We start from the raw sequence: 18313 nt of genomic DNA, 5'->3' as shown, positions 1-18313 counted from the left end.
GATGCCCGAGCCGCAAGCAGAGTTCGCGATCCGGGTCCGTGACCTCGTGGTCGGTTTTGGCCGTCAGACCGTGCTCGACCATCTATCGCTCGATGTCCGCCGCGGCGAGATCCTCGGGCTGGTGGGCGCGTCTGGTGGCGGCAAGTCGGTGCTGATGCGTACCATCATCGGTCTTATCCCGCGTCGCAGCGGCACCATCGAAGTCATGGGACAGCCGATTGGCGGCCCGCATGGTGGCAGCCGCGCAGCGACATGGGGCATCCTGTTCCAGCAGGGCGCGCTGTTCTCTTCGCTCACCGTCAGGCAGAACGTACAATTTCCGCTTCGCGAAAATCTCGTGTTGTCGCAGGAGCTGATGGACGAGATCGCGATCGCCAAGCTCGAGATGGTTGGACTACGCGCGCAGGACGGCGACAAATATCCCTCCGAACTTTCGGGCGGAATGACCAAACGCGTGGCGCTGGCGCGCGCGCTCGCGCTCGATCCACCAATCCTCTTCCTCGACGAGCCGACGTCCGGCCTCGACCCGATCGCCGCAGGCGATTTCGATACGCTAATCCGGACGTTGCAAAAGACCCTGGGGCTCACCGTCTTCATGGTCACCCATGATCTCGCAAGCCTCACCACGGTCTGCGACCGCGTCGCTGCGCTTGCCGACGGCAGGATCGTGGCGATCGGACCGATGCGCGACCTGCTGCAATCCGAGCATCCTTGGGTGCGGGCCTATTTCCACGGCAAGCGCTCGCAGATGCTGCAACCACAGATGAGATGAGACATGGAAACCCGCGCTCCCTATGTGCTGATCGGCGCCTTCGTGCTGGCCGCGATCCTCGCGGTATTCGGCTTCGTCTATTGGCTGAACAACAGCGGTGGCATCGGGCCGCGCGCGAACTACCATGTACAATTCCAGGGACCGGTGCCAGGTCTTCTGGTTGGTGCCGGGGTGCTATTCAACGGCATCCGCGTCGGTGAGGTGACGCAGCTTGGCCTCGCGCCCGACAACCCGCGCTTTGTCAACGCGACGATCTCGGTCGCTTCGGCAACGCCGGTGCGGACCGACACCAAGGTCGGGCTTGAGTTCCAAGGGCTGACGGGCGTGCCGGTGGTGACGCTGGAGGGCGGCATGATCGTCGCGAAGTCCGGCGAACCCCTGACTTTGATCGCCGAGGCCGGCGCGGGCCAGAGCATGACGCAGGCAGCACGCGATGCGCTGCGCCGCGTCGATTCCGTGCTTGAGGACAATTCCGGTCCACTCAAGGACACCATCGCCAATTTCAAGACGTTCTCGGATGGCCTCGCGCGCAACACGGGCAAGATTGACGGCATCCTGGCGGGCCTCGAGAAAATGACGGGCGGCGGCGCACCCGCGCAGAAGATCACCTATGATCTCCGCACGCCGCTGGAGCTTGGACAGGTCGGCAAGACACTCTCGGCATCGCTGGCTATTCCGGAGCCGACCGCGGTGGCGATGCTTCAGACGCAGCGCATGCTGTTCTCGCCGGTTGGCGATATTAAGGGCTTCGCCGACTTCCTGTGGGCCGACAGCATTCCAAAGCTGGTGCAGGCGCGGCTGATCGATAGCTTCGAGAATTACGATATCGCGCACGCCCCGTTGCGGACGACAGACTTGGGGCAGGCGGACTATCAGCTATTGATCGACATCAGGCGCTTCCGCATTGCCACGGAGGGGGAGCCGCGGGCCGAAATCGGACTGTCGGCACGGCTCGTCGACAAGAATGGCAAGGTGATCGCATCACGCCTGATCGAGACCAGCGAGAAACTGGACAAGGTCGAGCCAGCTGCCGCGGTCACGGCGTTCGACGCAGCTTTCGCGCGCGTCGCCAGGGAGCTGATCGGCTGGACCGTGCAGGCGGTGTAAAGCTACTCGAGCGTCTTGAGATAGGACAGCAGATCATGGATCTGGTCAGGCTCGAGCTCGAAAGCGGGCATGTCGGCGTGGCCGGTATAGATGCCTTCGGCGAGCGCTTCCTCGAGGGAATCGATCGCGTAACGCTGGTGCAAGGTCCTGAACGGCGGAGCGATCTTAAGCGGGCTTTCTGAGCGACGGTCGATCGCGTGGCAGCGCGCGCAATTGGCGCGCGCATAGGCCTTGCCGCGTTGTTCGGCGGTCGGCGCGCCGAGGGCGGGAGTGACCAGAAGCAGCCCAATCAGGCCGTGGCGCAACGCGGTATGCAGCATGGAAATTGGTCCCGTTGAATTCTCGGCGCAGAGTAGGGCGGGGGTGGGCGTCAAATTTGATCTGCGTCAATCGGCTTTGGCAGGTTGCAGTAAAATGCACTTGGCGCGGTGGATCTCTGTCAGGGGCGGAGATTCGGTGACGCCTGGAGCGGTGGGATGAAGGCTTCCGTGACGATGATTGAGCCAAACGGTCATTTTTGCAGCGACTGCGCGGTCCGCGGTATCGCGGTTTGTGCGTCGATGGACCCGGCCGAGCTCAGGGAGTTCGAGCATCTCGGGCGCCGCGTTCATTTCGGGGCGGGCGAGACCGTGTTTTCCGAGGAGGATATCACGACCTCGTTCTACAACCTCCTCGAAGGCGTGATGCGGCTCTACAAGCTGCTGCCTGACGGTCGGCGGCAGATCGTGGGCTTTGCCTTGCCCGGTGATTTCCTTGGGATGAACTTATCCGGCCGCCACAATTTTTCGGCCGATGCGATCGGTGCTGTGACCGTGTGCCAATTCGCCAAGGCACCGTTCGGCCGCTTCATCGAGGACCGACCCCATCTCCTCAAGCGGATCAACGAGCTGGCGATCCGCGAGCTGAGCCAGGCGCGCGACCACATGGTCCTGCTCGGCCGTCGCTCGGCGGATGAAAAAGTCGCGACCTTTCTGCTCGGCTGGCGGGAGCGACTGGTCTCGCTCAAGGGCGCGTCGAATACGGTCCCCTTGCCGATGAGCCGGCAGGACATTGCGGACTATCTTGGCCTGACCATCGAAACCGTCAGCCGCACCTTCACCAAGCTGGAACGGCACGGTGCGATCGAGATCATCCATGGTGGAATCAGCCTGCGCGACCCCGCCCGGGTCGAAGCTTTGGCCGCAGCCTGAATCCCGGCCTTGCCCGGGCCTCCGCTGATTTTTGATCCGGATCAATGACGGCAATCGTGCCTCGCCAATAATGCCCACAACAAAGTTCGGGAGGGCATGATGCCGACTGACGCGCTGCTGGTGACCATGGCCGTTGTGGCCGTCTTTGTCGCATTTGCCTGGGCGCTGGCTTGGGCGGACCGACAGACCAGTGCTGGCAGGCGCGGTTCAAATACGAAGGGCTGAAGTTCCCGAGATCACTTGGATGCGTCTTCCAGGTGGCCGTCGGCCTGTTCCGCGGTGCTCGCGACTAATCGCTATCTGCCTTCTCTGCAACTCTGCATGGTTTGGATCGCAGCGACGCACCCTGCAGGTGCAGACTCGTGGCGCGACCGCGGCATTTTAACGGCACTTGCCTCAAACTGTCCCCCGCTTTCCGGTTGAAAAGACGGGCAACACTGACTACGCAGGAACTCCAGCGCTCGCAGTCTTAGGAGTCCCGGCGTGCCTCAGGACAAGACCGGCGACCCCCGGCAGTCGTCGGGTAACAAACTGTCGGTCCTGCGCAAGCATCCGATCTTCGCAGATCTGGAGCCGGACGCGCTCGATCAACTCTGCCGCTACGCCAAGCACACCACGGTCAAGCGCGGAGCGACGATCGCCGCCAAGGGCGATCCCGGAAACAATCTGTTCGCGGTGATCACGGGAACAGTGAAAATTTCCTCCTCATCCCCCGATGGCCGGAACGCCATTCTCAATCTGATCGGTCCCGGAGAGATCTTCGGCGAGATCGCGGTGCTCGATGGCGCACCACGGTCGGCCGATGCGACCGCGAACACCAATTGCGAGCTCTACATTATCGACCGCCGCGACTTCCTTCCGTTCGTGAAGAGTCAGCCGGCACTCGCGATGAAATTCATCGAATTGCTTTGCGCGCGGTTGCGCTGGACCAGCCAGCAGGTCGAGCAGGTGATCTTGCAGAATCTGCCGGGGCGGCTTGCGAGTGCGCTGCTCGGCCTCACCGAGGAGCGTAAGTTCGATTCCGGCAGCGGCACCCTCGCGATCACCCAGCAGGAGATCAGCGAAATGGTGGGGATGACGCGCGAGAGCATCAACAAGCAATTACGCGCGTGGGCCGGCCGTAACTGGGTCCGCCTTGAGCATGGCGCCATCGTCGTGCTCGATACCGAGGCGCTGCGCGAGCTTGCCGAGAGCGGTCTCGACGGCGAGTGATCCTGCCGATCGAGGGACGCGCCGGCGACGTCAAGCCGGCGCGGTCCGCTTCAGTGCAGGATGTGACGCGGCAGCCAGAGCGAGATCTCCGGCAGGTAGGTGACGAGCATCAGCACGAACAGCATGACGCCGTAGAACGGCCAGATCTTGCGCATGACCTCCTCGAGCGAGACCTTGCCGACGGCGCAGCCGACGAACAGGATCGCGCCGACCGGCGGATGGCACAGGCCGATGCCGAGATTGAGCAGCATGATCATGCCGAAGTGCACGGGATCGACGCCGAAATTCTGCATCACCGGCAGCAGGATCGGCGTGGCGATGAGGATCGACGGCGCCATGTCGAGCAGCGTGCCAAGCAGCAGCAATAGGACGTTGAGCAGCAACAGGATGACGTATTTGTTGCTGGAGATCGACAGGAAGAACGCCGTCATCTTCGCCGGCATCTGCGTCAGCGCCATGATGTAACCGACGGCGGAAGCACAGGCGATCAGCGTCATCACCATCGCGACGGTGCGCAAGGTCCGGTGCAGCAGCACCGGCAGGTCGCGCCATTTGTAGTCGCGGTAGACGAACATGGTGACGAAGAACGCCCAGATGCAGGCGACCGCGCCGGCTTCGATCGCGGTGAAGATGCCGCCCAGAATGCCGCCGAGGATGATGACGAGCGTGATCAGGCCCCAGGCCGCATCGATCGTGATCCTGATGGCATCCTTGGCCGGCACGGTGCGGCCCTGCGGGTGGCCCTCACGATAGGCAATCACCAGGCACAGCATGATCAGGGAGAAGCCGATCAGCAGTCCCGGGAAAACGCCCGCCATGAACAGCGCGCTGATCGAGATCGTGCCGCCGGTGGCAAGCGAATAGAGCACGGCGTTGTGGCTCGGCGGCACCAGCAGCGCCTGCACCGAGGACGAGATGGTGAGGTTGGTGGCGAAGACGCGCGGATAGCCGTTCTTCTCCATCTGCGGGATCATCACCGAGCCGATCGCCGACGTATCGGCCACCGCCGAGCCGGAGATGCCGCTGAGGAACGTGGTCGCCAGCACGTTGACGATCGACAGGCCGCCGCGCAGGCGCGTCAAGCCGACCAGCACGTCGGCAAAGGCAACCAGCCGCCGCGCCATGCCGCCTTCGGCCATGATGGCACCGGCGAGCACGAAGAATGGAATCGTCAGCATCGCAACCTTGCTGACGCCGTCCGAGATTTTCAGCATCAACGCTTCCAGGGGGATACCGACCGACAGCGCACCGGCGATCGCCGCCATTGCCAGCGAATAGGCGATCGGCATGCCGATCAGGAAGCATACGATCATCGTGCCGAGGAGGATGAAGATGTCCATTGCGATGACTCCCGGCTCACTCGAAGGGGGCGGTTTCGGAATGCTTGCCGATCGGGTCGGGCGGCACGCCGAGGAAAATCCGTTCGATCACGAACAGGAGCAGACAGACGCCGCCGATCGGGATCGGCAGATAGGTGACGCCGACCGACAGCGAGGGAAAGTCGGCGATGCTGTTGTGCCAGGTGACCTCGACCAGGCTCTCGCCCCAGATCACCATGAACAGTGCGATCAGCGCCATCAGAAGCTGGACCAGAATGTCCGTCGCCCGCTGCAGCAGCGGAGGCAGCTTCTTGGCGAAATAGTTGACACTCATGTGCAGGTTGAGCCGATAGCCGGCGGCGGCGCCGATGAAGGTCAGCACGATCGTCAGCAGCACCGCCATTGGCTCCGGCCATGAAGCCGCGCTGTTGAGCACGTAACGCGTGAACACCGCCCACGGGATCACCGCGGAGATCAGCACCAGTGCGATGCAGCCGACGATCACGCACAACAGGTAGAGAAAGTCCATCGCTCGGCGAAACAGTGCGGCCATCCTCGTTTCCTGCTCTGTCGGTGGTCCGGATTGTGAAGGCCAAAGCGCGGTGAGTGATCGCCGCGCTTTGGCTCCTGTTTGAGCAAGCTTAGAGCGCCTGGATGCGCTGGATCATGGCCTGGTATTTCGGGCCATACTTGTCCCAGACCGGCTTGACCGCATCCTGGAATGGCTTCTTGTCGGCGATCTCCACGATCTCGCAGCCGGCGGCCTTGGCCTTCTCCATCGCCGTCGTCTCATACTTCTTCCAGAGCTCGCGCTCCTCGAGCTGGGCCTCGCGCGCAAACTTCTTGATCAGCGCCTGGTCGTCGGCAGACAGCGCGTTCCAGGATCGCTTGGAGAAGCAGAGGATCTCGGGGATGATCAGGTGCTCGGTCAGCGAGTAGTATTTCGCCGCGGTGTAGTGGTTGCTGAACACGTAACTCGGCGGGTTGTTCTCCGCGCCGTCGATCACGCCGGTCTGGAGCGATGAGAACACCTGGTCATAGCCCATCGCGATGCCGTTGCCGCCAAGCGCGTTGACCATGTCGATGAAGATCGGATTGCCGATCACGCGAAGCTTCAGCCCGTGGATGTCGGCGATCGATTTGATCGGGTGTTTGGTGTTGTAGAAGCTGCGCGCGCCGGAATCCATCCAGCACAAACCGACCAGATTGGCGTTCGGGCTCGCCGTGATCTTTTCGAGCAGCTCCTGGCCGACGTCGCCGTCCATCATCTTCCAGGATTGGGCCACATTCTTGAACAGGAACGGCATGTTGACGACGTTGATGTCGTCGACGATCGGGCCAACCGCGCCGGCGCTGACGCGCAGCATCTGGATCGCACCGATCTGGGTTTGCTCGATCGTTTCCTTCTCCGCGCCGAGTTGTGCGGAGGGATAGGTCTGGATCGAGAGCCGGCCTTGCGTCGCTTCGGCGAGCTTCTTGCCCATGCTCTCGACGGCGGCAACTGTCGGGTAGCCGACCGGCTGCACGTCGGCAGCTTTGAACACGGCCTTGGTCTGGGCGCGGCCTGACGAGATCGGAGCAAGCGTGGCTGCGCCAAGTCCTGCACTCAATTTGATGAAATCACGGCGTCTCATGGTAGTCCTCCCTCATTATTTCTTCGGTGTGTGTCGTCGTCGACCGGCGATACGGTCATTCCGTGCTGGCGAAAAACTCCGGATTGGTATGTTGCGTCTCCGAGATGTCGCGGAGCAGCCGGTCGAGATGCCGCTCCATCGCAATCCCAGCACGTTGCGGGTCGCGCGCCTCGATCGCCGCGAGGATCGGCTCATGCTCGGCAATCACCTGCGTCATGCGCCCGGTGACCGGCAGCGTCAGTTGGCGATAGCGATCGACATGCACCTTCACATGCAGGATCAGCGTCCAGATTCCGGGATGTCTGGCGACATCGGCGATGGTGGCGTGGAATAACTCGTCGGCCTGGTGAAATGCAACACGGTCTCCAGCCGCATCCGCTTCGCGCTGACGTTCCACGATCGAGCGCAATTGCAGAACCTGGCTCGTCGTCGCGCGTTCGGCCGCGAGCCGCGCCGTCGTCTCCTCCAGAGCCTTGCGGATGATGATGGCCTCAGGCAGGGCGGCGAGCGGGATGCGGGAAACGAAGATGCCCGACTGCGGGAAAACGTCGAGCAGGCCCTCGTCGGAGAGCTTGAGGATCGCTTCGCGCACCGGCGTGCGGCTGACGCCATAGCTGAGCGCGATCTCGGACTCCGAAACCGCTTCGCCAGGCCGGCGTCGCATCGTGACCAATTCGCTGCGCAGCTCACTGTAGATGCGCGACGACGCCGTCGCCCGCAGCGGTGGCCGACCGCGGCGAGGACCGGTCATCGTTGAAGCCGAGGCCTCAGTCTTCTTCGTCGAACGGGCGGACATGCGTGCTCAGTTAATTGATATATTAGTATACGAGACGGTCTGCGCGAAGATCAACTAGGAGGTTAGGAGGGGGTGTCTCTGCTGCATTGCAGCAGGAAGCGGTTGTTCTCGAACCGAAAGCAGAGCGCGAGATTTTTCTGGCGACCATGACGGATCTGTTCGCGCTCAAGCGCCCCTCCTTGAATCCATTTCCCCGTCGGCCTTCGTAAGGGCGCGCGGAGTGCGGAGTCCAAGTTGAAGCGAGCATCGATCGATGCCGTTTTTGGATTGATGGGTTGGCTGCCGGGTGTACGAACGTACCCCGACCTCGTATCCCGGCCGTTTGCTGCGCAACGAGCCGCATGGCTGCAACAAGAAAAGGATGTGACCGTGACTGACTATCGCAAGCTCTTCGATCTCACCGGCAAGACCGCCGTGGTGCTTGGCGCCGCATCGGGCATCGGCAAATCGTCGGCCGAAGCGCTGGCAGGGCTTGGCGCCCGAGTGGTCTGCGCCGATCGCGCGCTTGATGCGGCAGAGACGACGGCCGTGGGCATTCGCGACAAGGGCGGCTGGGCCGAGGCGGCGAGCTGCGATGCTTCAAGCATTGCCGACGTCAATGCGCTCGCCAAGACGGTAATGCAGAAGTTCGCGCGGCTCGACATCGCCGTGACGACGCCCGGGCTCAACATCCGCAAGACCATCCTCGACTACACCGAGGAGGATCTCGACCGCGTCCTGAACCTCAACGTCAAAGGCACGGTCTGGTTCTTCCAGGCGTTCGGCCGCATCATGGTCGAGCAGAAGGGTGGCAGCATCATCGCCTGCTCCTCGGTGCGCGCGGTGACCATCGAGCCGGGCCTGGGAGTCTACGGCTCGACCAAAGCGGCAATCGGTTTGCTGGTGAAGGGCTTTGCCTCCGAGGTCGGCCATGCCGGCGTGCGCGTCAACGCAATCGCGCCGAGCATCGTCGAGACTGCGCTGACCAGCCCTTTCAAGAAGCGGCCCGACATCTACAATCTCTACGCCGGCCACACCGTGTTCAACCGCTGGAGCAGCGCCGACGAGGTCGCCACGGCCGTTGCCTATCTCGCCTCGGATGCAGCGAGCTATGTCAGTGGCAGCACGCTGTTTGTCGATGGTGGCTGGACCGGAGTTGACGGCCCGCCGACCGGTCTCACCCAGCTGCACAAATAAGCCGCGCATCTAGCTCGCAAAACCCATGCGCTGGCGCAGGTCTCTCTGGTCTGCGCCGGTCAGCAGCGCGATCAGCGCCGCCGCTTCCTTCGGATGCACCGCCTGCGTGGCGATGCCGGCCGTGTACATCGTCACCAGCTCGCATCCCGGCGGCAGCGAACCCGATAGCGCGATGCCGTCAGTCGCAATGATCTCGGTCGCCTGGGTGCATCCGATCGGCCGCGACGCGGTGGACGTCGCCAACTCGCGCATCGCCGTAGCGCCGTTCGGGAATATCTTCAGGCGCGACGTGACCTCATAGGCGATGCCGAGCTGATCCAGTACTTTTGCCACGTGTTGGCCTGCGGTGGAGGCCCTGGTATCGGGAACGTAGATGGCGTCTGCGGACCGCAGGACGTCGCGCAGATCGGCTTCCGTCTTCACAGTCACCTTGGGGTCGCGGCTGCGGACCGCCAACGCGGTCTCGACCCGGCCGACATCGGAGATCGAGGAGGGGACGACAAGTTTCTCCGCCGTAAGCTTAGCAAGCAGAGCCTGCGTCAGGATCACGAGGTCCGCGGGCGTGCTTGCGCGCAGCTTGTCCGCCATCACGCCGACAGCGCCGAATTCGCCGTCGATGCCGAAGCCGGTCTGCGCCTTGAAGGCCTCGGTGAGGCCGCGCACCAAGCCTTGCGCCGCACCGCCGCTCAAGATGTTCACTGTCGTCACAATGCAAGCTCCATGGCTGCGATGATCTTGTCGCGCGTGATCGGCAGGTCGCGTACGCGCACGCCGAGGCAATCGAACACCGCATTCGCGATGGCCGCCGTCACAGGGCCGTGTGCGGCTTCGCCAGCACCGACCGGCTCGATCTCAGGCTGCTGAATGATCTCGACATCCACGGCCGGGACCTCGCTGAAGGTCAGGATCGGGTAGTCCGTCCACGAGGTCGAGGTGATGTGCGTGCGGTCGAAGCGGACGCGCTCCTGCAGCACCCAGCTCGTCGCCTGGATCGCGCCGCCTTCGATCTGGTTGATGACGCCATCAGGATTGATGGCCTCGCCGACGTCGACCGCAAGCGTCAGCCGTCTCACGCGGATGTCGTCGGCGCCTTCGATCTCGGCGATGGCGGCGCAATAGGCGCCCGTGTTCTTGTAGCGGGCAAAGCCGACGCCGTGACCGATACCCGTATGCTTTTCGGGCTTCCAGCCTGCGCGTCGTGCGACGGCGCGGAGGACCTCACGGGCCCGCTCGTCGCGGAGATGTCGCAGGCGAAATGCGATCGGGTCTTCGCCGCGTAAGGTTGCGATCTCGTCGAGCAGTGATTCGATCGCGAACACGTTGCCCTGCGCGCCGAGGGTCCGCAGCGACGAGGTGCGCACCGGCATTGTCAGCAGGCGATGGCTGGTGATGGTCCAGGCCGGAAGATCGTAGAGTGGAACGGCGTTGCGGTCGCTGCCGCCACCATTGGCGGGCGGCGGATTTGTCGAGATCATGCGCGGATAGGGATTGGCGATCTCGCTTGCCGCCAACAGTGCGGGCTGGGCCGCGCGCCCAGGCCGCGCGGTATGACCATTGCTCCAGATCGCATGACGCCAGCCAACGATCTCGTTTTCCGCATCGAGGTCGGCTTCGATCTCGATGGCCATCGCGGCCCCAAACGGTGCGTGGAACATCTCGTCGTGGCGCGACCATTGCACCCGCACCGGACGGCCGTCGGCGGCGTTTGCCAGCAGCACGGCATCGAGCGCGACGTCGTCAGCAGCATTGTGGCCATAGCATCCAGCCCCTTCCATGTGCTCGACGGCGATGTTCTCGGCCGGCAGCTTGAGCACAATTGCGAGATCGACGCGGAGCAGATAGACGCCTTGGCTATGCGTCCAGACGTGGACACGGTCGCCGTCCCATTGCGCCAATGCGCAGGACGGCGCGATCGAGGCATGCGCGATGTAAGGGCGGGTGTATTGCCGGCGCAGTGTACGCGCAGCCTTGGTCACGGCCGGCGTCCTGGCGTCGATGATCGTCGTCTCGATCGGCTGGCTTCTCAGGAAACCAGCCAGATCGTTCTCATCAGGCAGCGGCTCCCCCGCCGACCATGTCGCGCCCTTGCGCAGGGCCTTCAGCGCGGCTTCAGCCGCAGCCTCGCTGTCGGCGACGACGCCGGCAAAACCGCCGTCGCGGACGATCGCGATGAGCCCGCGAACGGCGCGCGCAGGCGCCTCGTCGAGCGCGGTCAATCTTGCGCCCGAGATGTCCGGCCGCAGCACGCGCCCGTGCACCAACTCGGGCAGTGCATGATCATGGATGAAGCGCGGCCGCGCGAACACCTTGTCGGGAATGTCGACGCGCTGAATGGAATGCCCGGCGACGCTGCGTGTGGTGGCGGACTTGGCGACTGTGCCAGGTGTTGCATCGCGTTCGAGCGATACGTCTCCGGCGAGCTCCCAATAGCTGGTCGCGACATTGCCGGGGCCGGAGATCACGCCATCCTCGACACCCAGCAGCGCCGCATCGACGCCGAGACGTTCCGACGCTGCCGCGAGAAAGCGCTGGCGTACCTCCGCACAGGCGTGACGCAGCGCGCGGCCGGATTGCTGGATCGACAGGCTGCCGGAGGTGACGCCTTCGTTCGGGCTCGCGGCCGTCGAGGCGCGGATCATCTCGATGCGGCCGATCTCGACGTCGAGCTCGTCCGCGGCGATCTGCGCCAGCGCCGTCACGATGCCCTGGCCGATCTCGACCTTTCCGGGCGAGATCGCGACGCGGCCTTCGGCGGTGAACCGTACCCAGGACGACAGTCTTGGGTTGGCGGCAAGGCTGTGCGGCAGTTTCGGACCGGGAGGCGGCGCACTCATGACGTGGCCATCTCCGATGCAGCGCGCAGCACGGCGCGGACCATGCGGTTATGCGACCCGCAGCGACACAGATTGCGATCGAGCGCCGCTCTGACCTCCGCCTCCGTCGGAGCCGGATTGCTGTTCAGCAGCGCTGCCGCGCTGATCATGATGCCCGAGACGCAATAGCCGCATTGCATCGCCTGTTCGGAGATGAAAGCGCGTTGCAGCGGATGCGGTTGCTCGATTGTGCCGAGGCCCTCCAGCGTGACGACATCCTTGTCCGCGACCGACCACATCGGCATATCGCAGGACGTCATTGCGTGGCCGCCGACCATCACAGAGCAGGCTCCGCATTCGCCGGCGCCGCAGCCGAAATGCGCACCGGTGATGCCGAGCCGCCCACGCAGCACATCGAGCAGCGTCTGGTCTGGATCGACGTCCACGGACATCGCAGCGCCGTTGAGCTGGAATTGAATGGTGGGCATGACCCGCCTAGCCTCAGGACTTGTTGAATTTCTTGACAACGTCGGCCCATTTCGCGATGTCGCCGCGCAGGAATTTGTCAAACTCCTCCGATGTCATCGACATCGGTACGGCACCCTGCTCAGTCCAGAGCTTGACGATGTCGGGACGCTTCACCATCGCGTTGACGGCTGAGTTGAGCTTGTCGATGACGGGCTTGGGCGTGCCTGCTGGGGCCATCAGGCCGAGCCAGATCGTTGCCTCGTAGCCGGGAACGCCGGCTTCGCCGGCGGTCGGCACGTTCGGCAGCACGGCAGAGCGCTGTTGGCCGGTGGTCGCGAGCGCACGGACCTGGTTCTCGCCGATGTTCGGCGCCATCGCCGGCACCGCGTCGATCATCATCTGCACCTGGCCGCCGATCACGCCGCTGCGGGCCTCGCCGCTGTTGCGGTAGGGGACGTGGACGACGTCGATGCCGGCCATGGCTTTGAACAGCTCTCCGGCCATGTGATAGGGCGTACCCTGGCCTGATGAGGCGTAGTTCAACTTGCCCGGCTGCGACTTCGCAAGTGCGATGAACTCGGCAAGCGTTTTCGCGGGGACTTGCGGGTTCACCACGATAACGAGATCGGAATAGTTCACCGGCGCGATCGGCGCGAGGTCGCGCATCAGATCGTATTTGCGCTGCTCTGCGGTCAGCAGCGATTCATTTGCGGTCTGGGTGTTGGACATCATCAGCAAGGTGTAGCCGTCGGCAGGGGACTTCGCCGCCTCGACGGTGCCGATGACGCCGCCGGCGCCGGTGCGGTTCTCGACCACGAAGGGCTGGCCGAAGCGCTCCTGGAGCGCCTGGCCAATCAGCCGGGCCGCGACGTCAGCCGGTCCGCCCGCGCCGAACGGCACGACGATGCGGACCGCGTGCGCGGGATAATCCTGCGCCGGGGACGGGCTTGCGGAAAATGCGGCGAGCAGGCCGGCGGCCAGCGCCAGCGAAATGTATCGGGCCCTCACACCCACCTCCCTGAACTCGTTCTTGTTGGCCCGCACTGTAGAGGGAGCAGACGCACACTGTCGACGCCTCACAAAGTCGATTTGATCAGGAATATCTGCCCGTTTTCGGTGTGCACCCAGCATTTCGCGGTCGCGGCGGAACAGGCCGCGCGCCGGCTTTGAGCATTTTGCATGGGCAGTGCCGGATAAATGCCCTCGGCTCACAGGACTTTTGATGTTACGAAATTGTTCATGAACCAGCACGCCAAGATCGAGATCCGCCACTCCACCTGTCCGCACGATTGCCCGTCGGCCTGCGCGCTCGATGTCGAGGTGGTCGAGGGCCGCAGCATCGGCCGCGTCCGTGGTTCTAAGAAGCAGACCTATACGGCCGGCGTGGTCTGCGCCAAGGTCGCCCGCTACGCCGAGCGCATCCATCATCCTGAAAGGGTGATGTATCCGATGCGCCGAACCGGACCGAAGGGCTCCGGCCAGTTCGAGCGGATCTCCTGGGACGAGGCGCTCGTCGAGATCGCCGACCGCTTCAACCAGGCTGAGCGCGGATTCGGCGCGGAATCGATCTGGCCCTACTACTATGCCGGCACCATGGGCCTGGTAATGCGCGACGGCCTCAATCGTCTCACGCATGTGAAAAAATATTCGCGCTTCTACCAGACCATCTGCGCCAATGTCGGGCGCATCGGCTTTGCAATCGGCACCGGCAAGATCGCGGGCGTCGATCCGCGCGAGATGGCGCTGTCGGATTTTGTCGTGATCTGGGGCACCAATCCCGTCAACACCCAGGTCAACGTGATGACGCATGCCGCGCGTGCGCGGAAGGAGCGCGGTGCTAGGATCGCAGCCGTCGACATCTACGACAACGAGACCATGAAGCAGGCCGACATCAAGATCCTGCTGCGCCCCGGCACCGACGGCGCGTTTGCCTGCGGCGTGATGCATGTGCTGTTCCGCGACGGCTACGCCGACCGCGCCTATATGGACAAGTACACTGACTGTCCCAATGAGCTCGAGGCGCATCTGAGGTCGCGCACGCCCGAATGGGCGTCCGCGATCTGCGGCGTGCCGGTCGCCGAGATCGAGGCCTTCGCCAAGGCCGTCGGCGAGACCAAGCGGACCTTCTTCCGGCTCGGCTACGGCTTCACGCGTTCGCGCAACGGCGCGATGCAGATGCATGCGGCAAACTGCATTCCCGCGGTGACCGGCGCTTGGCAATATGAAGGCGGCGGCGCCTTCTTCAACAATTACGCGCTTTGGCATTTCAACGAATCCGTCATCGAAGGTCATGATGCGCTCGACAAGACGGTCCGCGCGCTCGACCAGTCGCAGATCGGTCGTATCCTCACCGGCGATGCCGAGGCCCTGCTGGGCAGGGGTCCGGTCAAGGCGATGCTGATCCAGAACACCAACCCGATGACGGTGGCGCCGGAGCAGGCGCTGGTGCGGCAGGGCTTTGCGCGCGAGGACTTGTTCGTCGCGGTGCATGAGCAGTTCATGACCGAGACGGCATTGATGTCCGACATCGTGCTGCCGGCGACGATGTTCATGGAGCACGACGACCTCTATTACGGCGGCGGTCATCAGCACATCTCGGTCGGCCCCAAGCTGATCGATCCACCTGGCGAGTGCCGCTCCAACCACCAGGTGCTGCAGGCGCTGGCGCCACGGCTTGGCGCGAAGCACCCGGGCTTCGAGATGACGCCGCGGGAGTTGATCGACACGACGCTGAAGCTGAGCGACCACGGCGACATCGCCGGCCTCGAGGCCGATCTCTGGCGCGATCTGCAGCCGGATTTCCGCACCTCGCATTATCTCGATGGCTTTGCTCATCCCGACAAGAAATTCCACTTCAAGGCCGACTGGGCGCATCCGCCGTTCGGCCAGACCATGGGCGATTTCGACAAGATGCCGTCGCTGCCGGATCATTGGGCTGTCATCGAGCACAGCGATCAGGCCCATCCGTTCCGGCTGGCGACCAGCCCCTCGCGCAGCTTCCTCAACACCACCTTCAACGAGACCCCGTCCTCGCAGGCGCGCGAAGGCAAGGCGAGCGTGATGATCCATCCGCTGGATGCGGCCGCGCTCGACATCGCCGATGGCGATGCGGTGACGCTCGGGAATATCAGGGGCGAGACCACGCTGATTGCCGCTCTGTTCGAGGGCGTGCGGCGCGGTGTGCTGATCGCGGAATCCGTGCATCCGAACAAAAATCATATCGGCGGCCGCGGCATCAACATGCTGACCGGCGCCGATACGATCGCGCCGATCGGGGGCGCTGCGTTCCACGACAACAAGGTCTGGATCAGGAAAGCGACCGCAACCTGAGCTGCACTCGCGCTGTGCTTCCCTACAAATTTGTGTCGAGGCGCTAAAGCGGCGCCTCCTGGCAAATTGCCCTTGCACCTCACTCCGGAGCTGCCGCAAATGGCTGCAGACCAGGAGCAAGGATCAAGCGTCATGACCGACACCACAGCCGTCATCACCGAGAAGCGCGGGCAGGCGTTCTGGATCACCATCAACCGGCCGGAGAAGCGCAACGCGCTGAACGGCGACGTGATCGCCGGCATCACGAAAGGTTATCGCGACGCACATGACGACAAGGATGTTCGCGTCATCGTGCTGACCGGCGTGGGCGACAAGGCGTTTTGCGCCGGCGCCGATTTACAGAATTCCGGCGCGGCTTTCGCGATGGATCACTCCAGGCCCAATGTCGACTACGCCGATCTGCTGCGCCTGTCGCAGAATGCGACCAAGCCGGCGATCGCGCGCGTCGGTGGCGTCTGCATGGCCGGCGGCATGGGCCTCTTGTGCATGACCGACATGGCGGTTGCGGCAGACCATGTGATCTTCGGCCTGCCGGAGGTGAAGGTCGGCGTGTTTCCGATGCAGGTGCTGAGCCTGTTGCAAGAGATCGCGCCGAGGCGCCTCGTCAACGAATGGGCGCTCACGGGCGAGCCGTTCGACGCAAAGGCGGCGCAGGCAGCGGGCCTGCTCAACTACGTCGTGCCCGCGGCCGAGCTCGACGCCAAGGTCGACTGGCTGATCGGCCGCATCGTCGACAAATCCCCGACCGCAATCCGCCGCGGCAAATACGCCATGCGCGCCATCGCCGCGATGTCCTTCGACGAGAGCATTGCCTACACCGAAAGCCAGATCGCGCTGCTGGCGATGACCGAAGACGCCAAGGAGGGGCTGAAGGCATTCAGCGAAAAGCGGAAGCCGGTCTGGACGGGGCGGTAGATCTAGGGTCTGTACCTAATTAGCGAACTTTGATTCCCTCGCACCGAATTGATTCGGTGCGGGGGAGTTGGATGCGCAAAGGACTGTTCTGGCTCAACGACGAGCAATGGGCTCTGATAAGCCCACATCTGCCAACGAACCAGACCGGCCCGGCGCGCGATGATGATCGACGTATCATCAGCGGCATCATTCACATGCTTCAGTGCGGTGCGCGCTGGCGCGATTGCCCGCCCGATTATGGCCCGTACACGACGATCTACAATCGTTTCAATCGCTGGGCTAAGCGCGGACATTGGCAGGCGATCTTTGAAGCGCTCGCCCGCTGTGGCAAGGACAGCGTGACTTTGTCCATCGACTCCACCACGATCAAAGCGCATCGCTCGGCGAGCGGCGGAAAAGGGGGGAGCATGAACAGGCGGTCGGCCGCTCGCGCGGTGGGCGGACCACGAAAATCCACGCGCTGAGCGACCCTGATTGCAGACCTTGCGCATTTCATCTCACTCCGGGGCAAGCCGCAGATATTGCCGCAGGACCGGCCCTTTTGAAGCTCGCGCCGCCCATGTCTAGCCTTATCGGGGACAAAGGCTACGACGGCGACGGCTTTCGGGCCGAAATCGTCGATCGCGGCGCGAAGCCCGTCATTCCAAACAAATCCAACAGGGTGGTCCTCCACAGCTTCAGCAAACGTGCCTACAAAGGACGCAATGTCATCGAGCGCTGTTTCTGCCGGCTCAAGGATTTCAGGCGTGTCGCTACTCGGTATGACAAACTCGCCAGGAACTTCTTAGCCGCCGTCCACCTCGCCGCCATCGTCGCCTGTTGGATCAATTGAGTCTGAACCCTAACACTACTTTGGCAGATTGTTGATTTCACCGCGATTTATAGGATTCCCGAATCAATTTTTCAATGATTCATGGGTGGTCGGCTCTTGGAGGGCTGACCATGCCGGGATGGGAAGACGAACTCGAACGCTGGCTGATGCCGTTCTTGGACCGGCTTGGTCATAAGACCCGACAGCGGATGTGTCCTCTATATGTTGCGGGATTGATCGGTCCTGGCGATCGCAAGAGCGTTCAGCCGATGGCGGAACGCCTTGCCACGAGCAACTACGACCAGTTGCACCATTTCATTGCGGACGGTGTCTGGGACGCGACGCCGCTGGAGACAGAGCTGCTCAACCAGGCGGACCGACTTGTCGGCGGCAGCGATGCGGTGCTGGTTATTGATGACACCTCACTGCCGAAGAAGGGTGAGCGCTCGGTCGGTGTTGCGGCTCAATACGCGTCGGCTCTCGGTAAAACGGCAAATTGCCAAACGCTGGTGTCTTTAACGCTTGCGCGCGGCGAAGTGCCAGTGATGGTCGCGTTACGTCTCTTTTTGCCTGACAGTTGGACAAGCGACATGTCTCGTTTGAAGCGCGCTCGCGTGCCAGTCGAACACCGAACGCCACGGTCCAAGCCGGAAATTGCTTTGGCCGAGATTGACCGCGCGATGGCAGCCAACGTGCGCTTTGGATGTGTGCTGGCGGATGCAGGATACGGCCTCAGCGCACCGTTTCGACAAGGGCTAACAGAGCGCGGG

The 18313-nt window shown here is 63.2% G+C and carries 17 protein-coding genes and 1 pseudogene; 9 read left to right on the top strand and 9 right to left on the bottom strand.

What is annotated here, in order from left to right; translation table 11 throughout:
* Window position 1: 1 nt before the first annotated feature.
* Both L6637_RS31115 and L6637_RS31110 read left to right on the top strand, forming a co-directional pair.
* Entirely contained in the window at window positions 2-772 is a 771-nt protein-coding gene (locus L6637_RS31115; RefSeq protein WP_237866814.1) for an ABC transporter ATP-binding protein, read from the top strand.
* A 3-nt stretch (window positions 773-775) separates the two neighbouring features.
* Window positions 776-1879, top strand: coding sequence for an ABC-type transport auxiliary lipoprotein family protein (locus tag L6637_RS31110; RefSeq protein ID WP_237872893.1), 1104 nt, complete (start codon window positions 776-778; stop codon window positions 1877-1879).
* 2 nt (window positions 1880-1881) lie between these two features.
* Here L6637_RS31110 and L6637_RS31105 read toward each other — a convergent pair whose 3' ends face one another.
* Window positions 1882-2199 carry a c-type cytochrome gene (locus L6637_RS31105; RefSeq protein ID WP_237866810.1) on the bottom strand — a complete coding sequence of 106 codons (318 nt, stop codon included), beginning with the start codon at window positions 2197-2199 and terminating at the stop codon, window positions 1882-1884.
* A 156-nt stretch (window positions 2200-2355) separates the two neighbouring features.
* On the opposite strand from L6637_RS31105, the gene L6637_RS31100 reads away from it, so the two are divergent.
* Together L6637_RS31100 and L6637_RS31095 are read left to right on the top strand one after the other, a co-directional pair.
* Window positions 2356-3069: a helix-turn-helix domain-containing protein gene (locus L6637_RS31100; protein WP_237866809.1), complete on the top strand. Its 714-nt coding sequence runs from the start codon at window positions 2356-2358 to the stop codon at window positions 3067-3069.
* A 483-nt stretch (window positions 3070-3552) separates the two neighbouring features.
* Complete coding sequence (locus tag L6637_RS31095; RefSeq protein WP_237866807.1) at window positions 3553-4281, top strand: Crp/Fnr family transcriptional regulator; 729 nt, start codon at window positions 3553-3555, stop codon at window positions 4279-4281.
* Between the two features lie 50 nt (window positions 4282-4331).
* Here the strand turns inward: L6637_RS31095 and L6637_RS31090 are convergent, their stop codons facing one another.
* The 4 genes from L6637_RS31090 to L6637_RS31075 form a co-directional block, all read right to left on the bottom strand.
* Window positions 4332-5621 (bottom strand): TRAP transporter large permease, encoded by a 1290-nt coding sequence (locus L6637_RS31090; protein ID WP_237872892.1) that lies wholly within the window; start codon window positions 5619-5621, stop codon window positions 4332-4334.
* Between the two features lie 16 nt (window positions 5622-5637).
* Window positions 5638-6153, bottom strand: coding sequence for a TRAP transporter small permease (locus tag L6637_RS31085; protein ID WP_237872890.1), 516 nt, complete (start codon window positions 6151-6153; stop codon window positions 5638-5640).
* Between the two features lie 88 nt (window positions 6154-6241).
* The gene (locus tag L6637_RS31080) at window positions 6242-7234 is read right to left on the bottom strand and encodes a TRAP transporter substrate-binding protein (protein WP_237872889.1); all 993 of its coding nucleotides are present in this window, start codon (window positions 7232-7234) and stop codon (window positions 6242-6244) included.
* 55 nt (window positions 7235-7289) lie between these two features.
* A complete protein-coding gene (locus L6637_RS31075; RefSeq protein WP_237866873.1) occupies window positions 7290-7985 on the bottom strand; it encodes a GntR family transcriptional regulator in 696 nt (231 codons plus the stop codon).
* Window positions 7986-8399: 414 nt separating this feature from the next.
* Here L6637_RS31075 and L6637_RS31070 point away from each other — a divergent pair, with 414 nt between their 5' ends.
* The gene (locus tag L6637_RS31070) at window positions 8400-9206 is read left to right on the top strand and encodes an SDR family NAD(P)-dependent oxidoreductase (protein ID WP_237872888.1); all 807 of its coding nucleotides are present in this window, start codon (window positions 8400-8402) and stop codon (window positions 9204-9206) included.
* 9 nt (window positions 9207-9215) lie between these two features.
* Here the strand turns inward: L6637_RS31070 and L6637_RS31065 are convergent, their stop codons facing one another.
* Genes L6637_RS31065 through L6637_RS31050 form a run of 4 tightly spaced genes read right to left on the bottom strand, consistent with a single transcriptional unit; the run spans window position 9216 to window position 13501 of the window.
* Complete coding sequence (locus L6637_RS31065) at window positions 9216-9914, bottom strand: molybdate ABC transporter substrate-binding protein (protein ID WP_237872887.1); 699 nt, start codon at window positions 9912-9914, stop codon at window positions 9216-9218.
* Window positions 9911-12040 carry a xanthine dehydrogenase family protein molybdopterin-binding subunit gene (locus L6637_RS31060; protein ID WP_237872886.1) on the bottom strand — a complete coding sequence of 710 codons (2130 nt, stop codon included), beginning with the start codon at window positions 12038-12040 and terminating at the stop codon, window positions 9911-9913. The genes L6637_RS31065 and L6637_RS31060 overlap by 4 nt, the downstream gene beginning before the upstream one ends.
* Window positions 12037-12507 (bottom strand): (2Fe-2S)-binding protein, encoded by a 471-nt coding sequence (locus L6637_RS31055; protein ID WP_237872885.1) that lies wholly within the window; start codon window positions 12505-12507, stop codon window positions 12037-12039. The genes L6637_RS31060 and L6637_RS31055 overlap by 4 nt, the downstream gene beginning before the upstream one ends.
* A gap of 13 nt (window positions 12508-12520) precedes the next feature.
* Window positions 12521-13501 (bottom strand): tripartite tricarboxylate transporter substrate binding protein, encoded by a 981-nt coding sequence (locus L6637_RS31050; RefSeq protein ID WP_237872884.1) that lies wholly within the window; start codon window positions 13499-13501, stop codon window positions 12521-12523.
* Window positions 13502-13726: 225 nt separating this feature from the next.
* On the opposite strand from L6637_RS31050, the gene L6637_RS31045 reads away from it, so the two are divergent.
* From L6637_RS31045 to L6637_RS31030, 4 genes and pseudogenes are all read left to right on the top strand, one after another.
* Window positions 13727-15817 carry a molybdopterin oxidoreductase family protein gene (locus L6637_RS31045; RefSeq protein ID WP_237872883.1) on the top strand — a complete coding sequence of 697 codons (2091 nt, stop codon included), beginning with the start codon at window positions 13727-13729 and terminating at the stop codon, window positions 15815-15817.
* Window positions 15818-15949: 132 nt separating this feature from the next.
* Window positions 15950-16732, top strand: coding sequence for an enoyl-CoA hydratase/isomerase family protein (locus L6637_RS31040; protein WP_237872881.1), 783 nt, complete (start codon window positions 15950-15952; stop codon window positions 16730-16732).
* A gap of 71 nt (window positions 16733-16803) precedes the next feature.
* A pseudogene (locus L6637_RS31035) lies at window positions 16804-17564 on the top strand (IS5 family transposase).
* A gap of 74 nt (window positions 17565-17638) precedes the next feature.
* Window positions 17639-18313: IS701 family transposase (locus tag L6637_RS31030; RefSeq protein WP_237872879.1), on the top strand; the 675-nt coding region annotated here is incomplete at its 3' end.

The sequence above is a fragment of the Bradyrhizobium zhengyangense genome, assembly GCF_022012435.1.
In the GTDB taxonomy this organism is placed as follows: Bacteria; Pseudomonadota; Alphaproteobacteria; order Rhizobiales; family Xanthobacteraceae; genus Bradyrhizobium; species Bradyrhizobium zhengyangense.
The sequence above is the reverse complement of the archived record's forward strand: the minus strand, read 5'-3'. Positions and strand labels throughout refer to the sequence as shown.

Excerpts from the sequence above, each read along its gene's own strand:
- L6637_RS31055 (WP_237872885.1), bottom strand. The coding sequence starts at position 12,507 with ATGCCCACCATTCAATTCCAGCTCAACGGCGCTGCGATGTCCGTGGAC.
- L6637_RS31105 (WP_237866810.1), bottom strand. The coding sequence starts at position 2,199 with ATGCTGCATACCGCGTTGCGCCACGGCCTGATTGGGCTGCTTCTGGTC.
- L6637_RS31100 (WP_237866809.1), top strand. The coding sequence starts at position 2,356 with ATGAAGGCTTCCGTGACGATGATTGAGCCAAACGGTCATTTTTGCAGC.
- L6637_RS31080 (WP_237872889.1), bottom strand. The coding sequence starts at position 7,234 with ATGAGACGCCGTGATTTCATCAAATTGAGTGCAGGACTTGGCGCAGCC.
- L6637_RS31115 (WP_237866814.1), top strand. The coding sequence starts at position 2 with ATGCCCGAGCCGCAAGCAGAGTTCGCGATCCGGGTCCGTGACCTCGTG.
- L6637_RS31085 (WP_237872890.1), bottom strand. The coding sequence starts at position 6,153 with ATGGCCGCACTGTTTCGCCGAGCGATGGACTTTCTCTACCTGTTGTGC.
- L6637_RS31060 (WP_237872886.1), bottom strand. The coding sequence starts at position 12,040 with ATGAGTGCGCCGCCTCCCGGTCCGAAACTGCCGCACAGCCTTGCCGCC.
- L6637_RS31110 (WP_237872893.1), top strand. The coding sequence starts at position 776 with ATGGAAACCCGCGCTCCCTATGTGCTGATCGGCGCCTTCGTGCTGGCC.
- L6637_RS31040 (WP_237872881.1), top strand. The coding sequence starts at position 15,950 with ATGACCGACACCACAGCCGTCATCACCGAGAAGCGCGGGCAGGCGTTC.
- L6637_RS31090 (WP_237872892.1), bottom strand. The coding sequence starts at position 5,621 with ATGGACATCTTCATCCTCCTCGGCACGATGATCGTATGCTTCCTGATC.
- L6637_RS31075 (WP_237866873.1), bottom strand. The coding sequence starts at position 7,985 with ATGACCGGTCCTCGCCGCGGTCGGCCACCGCTGCGGGCGACGGCGTCG.
- L6637_RS31045 (WP_237872883.1), top strand. The coding sequence starts at position 13,727 with ATGAACCAGCACGCCAAGATCGAGATCCGCCACTCCACCTGTCCGCAC.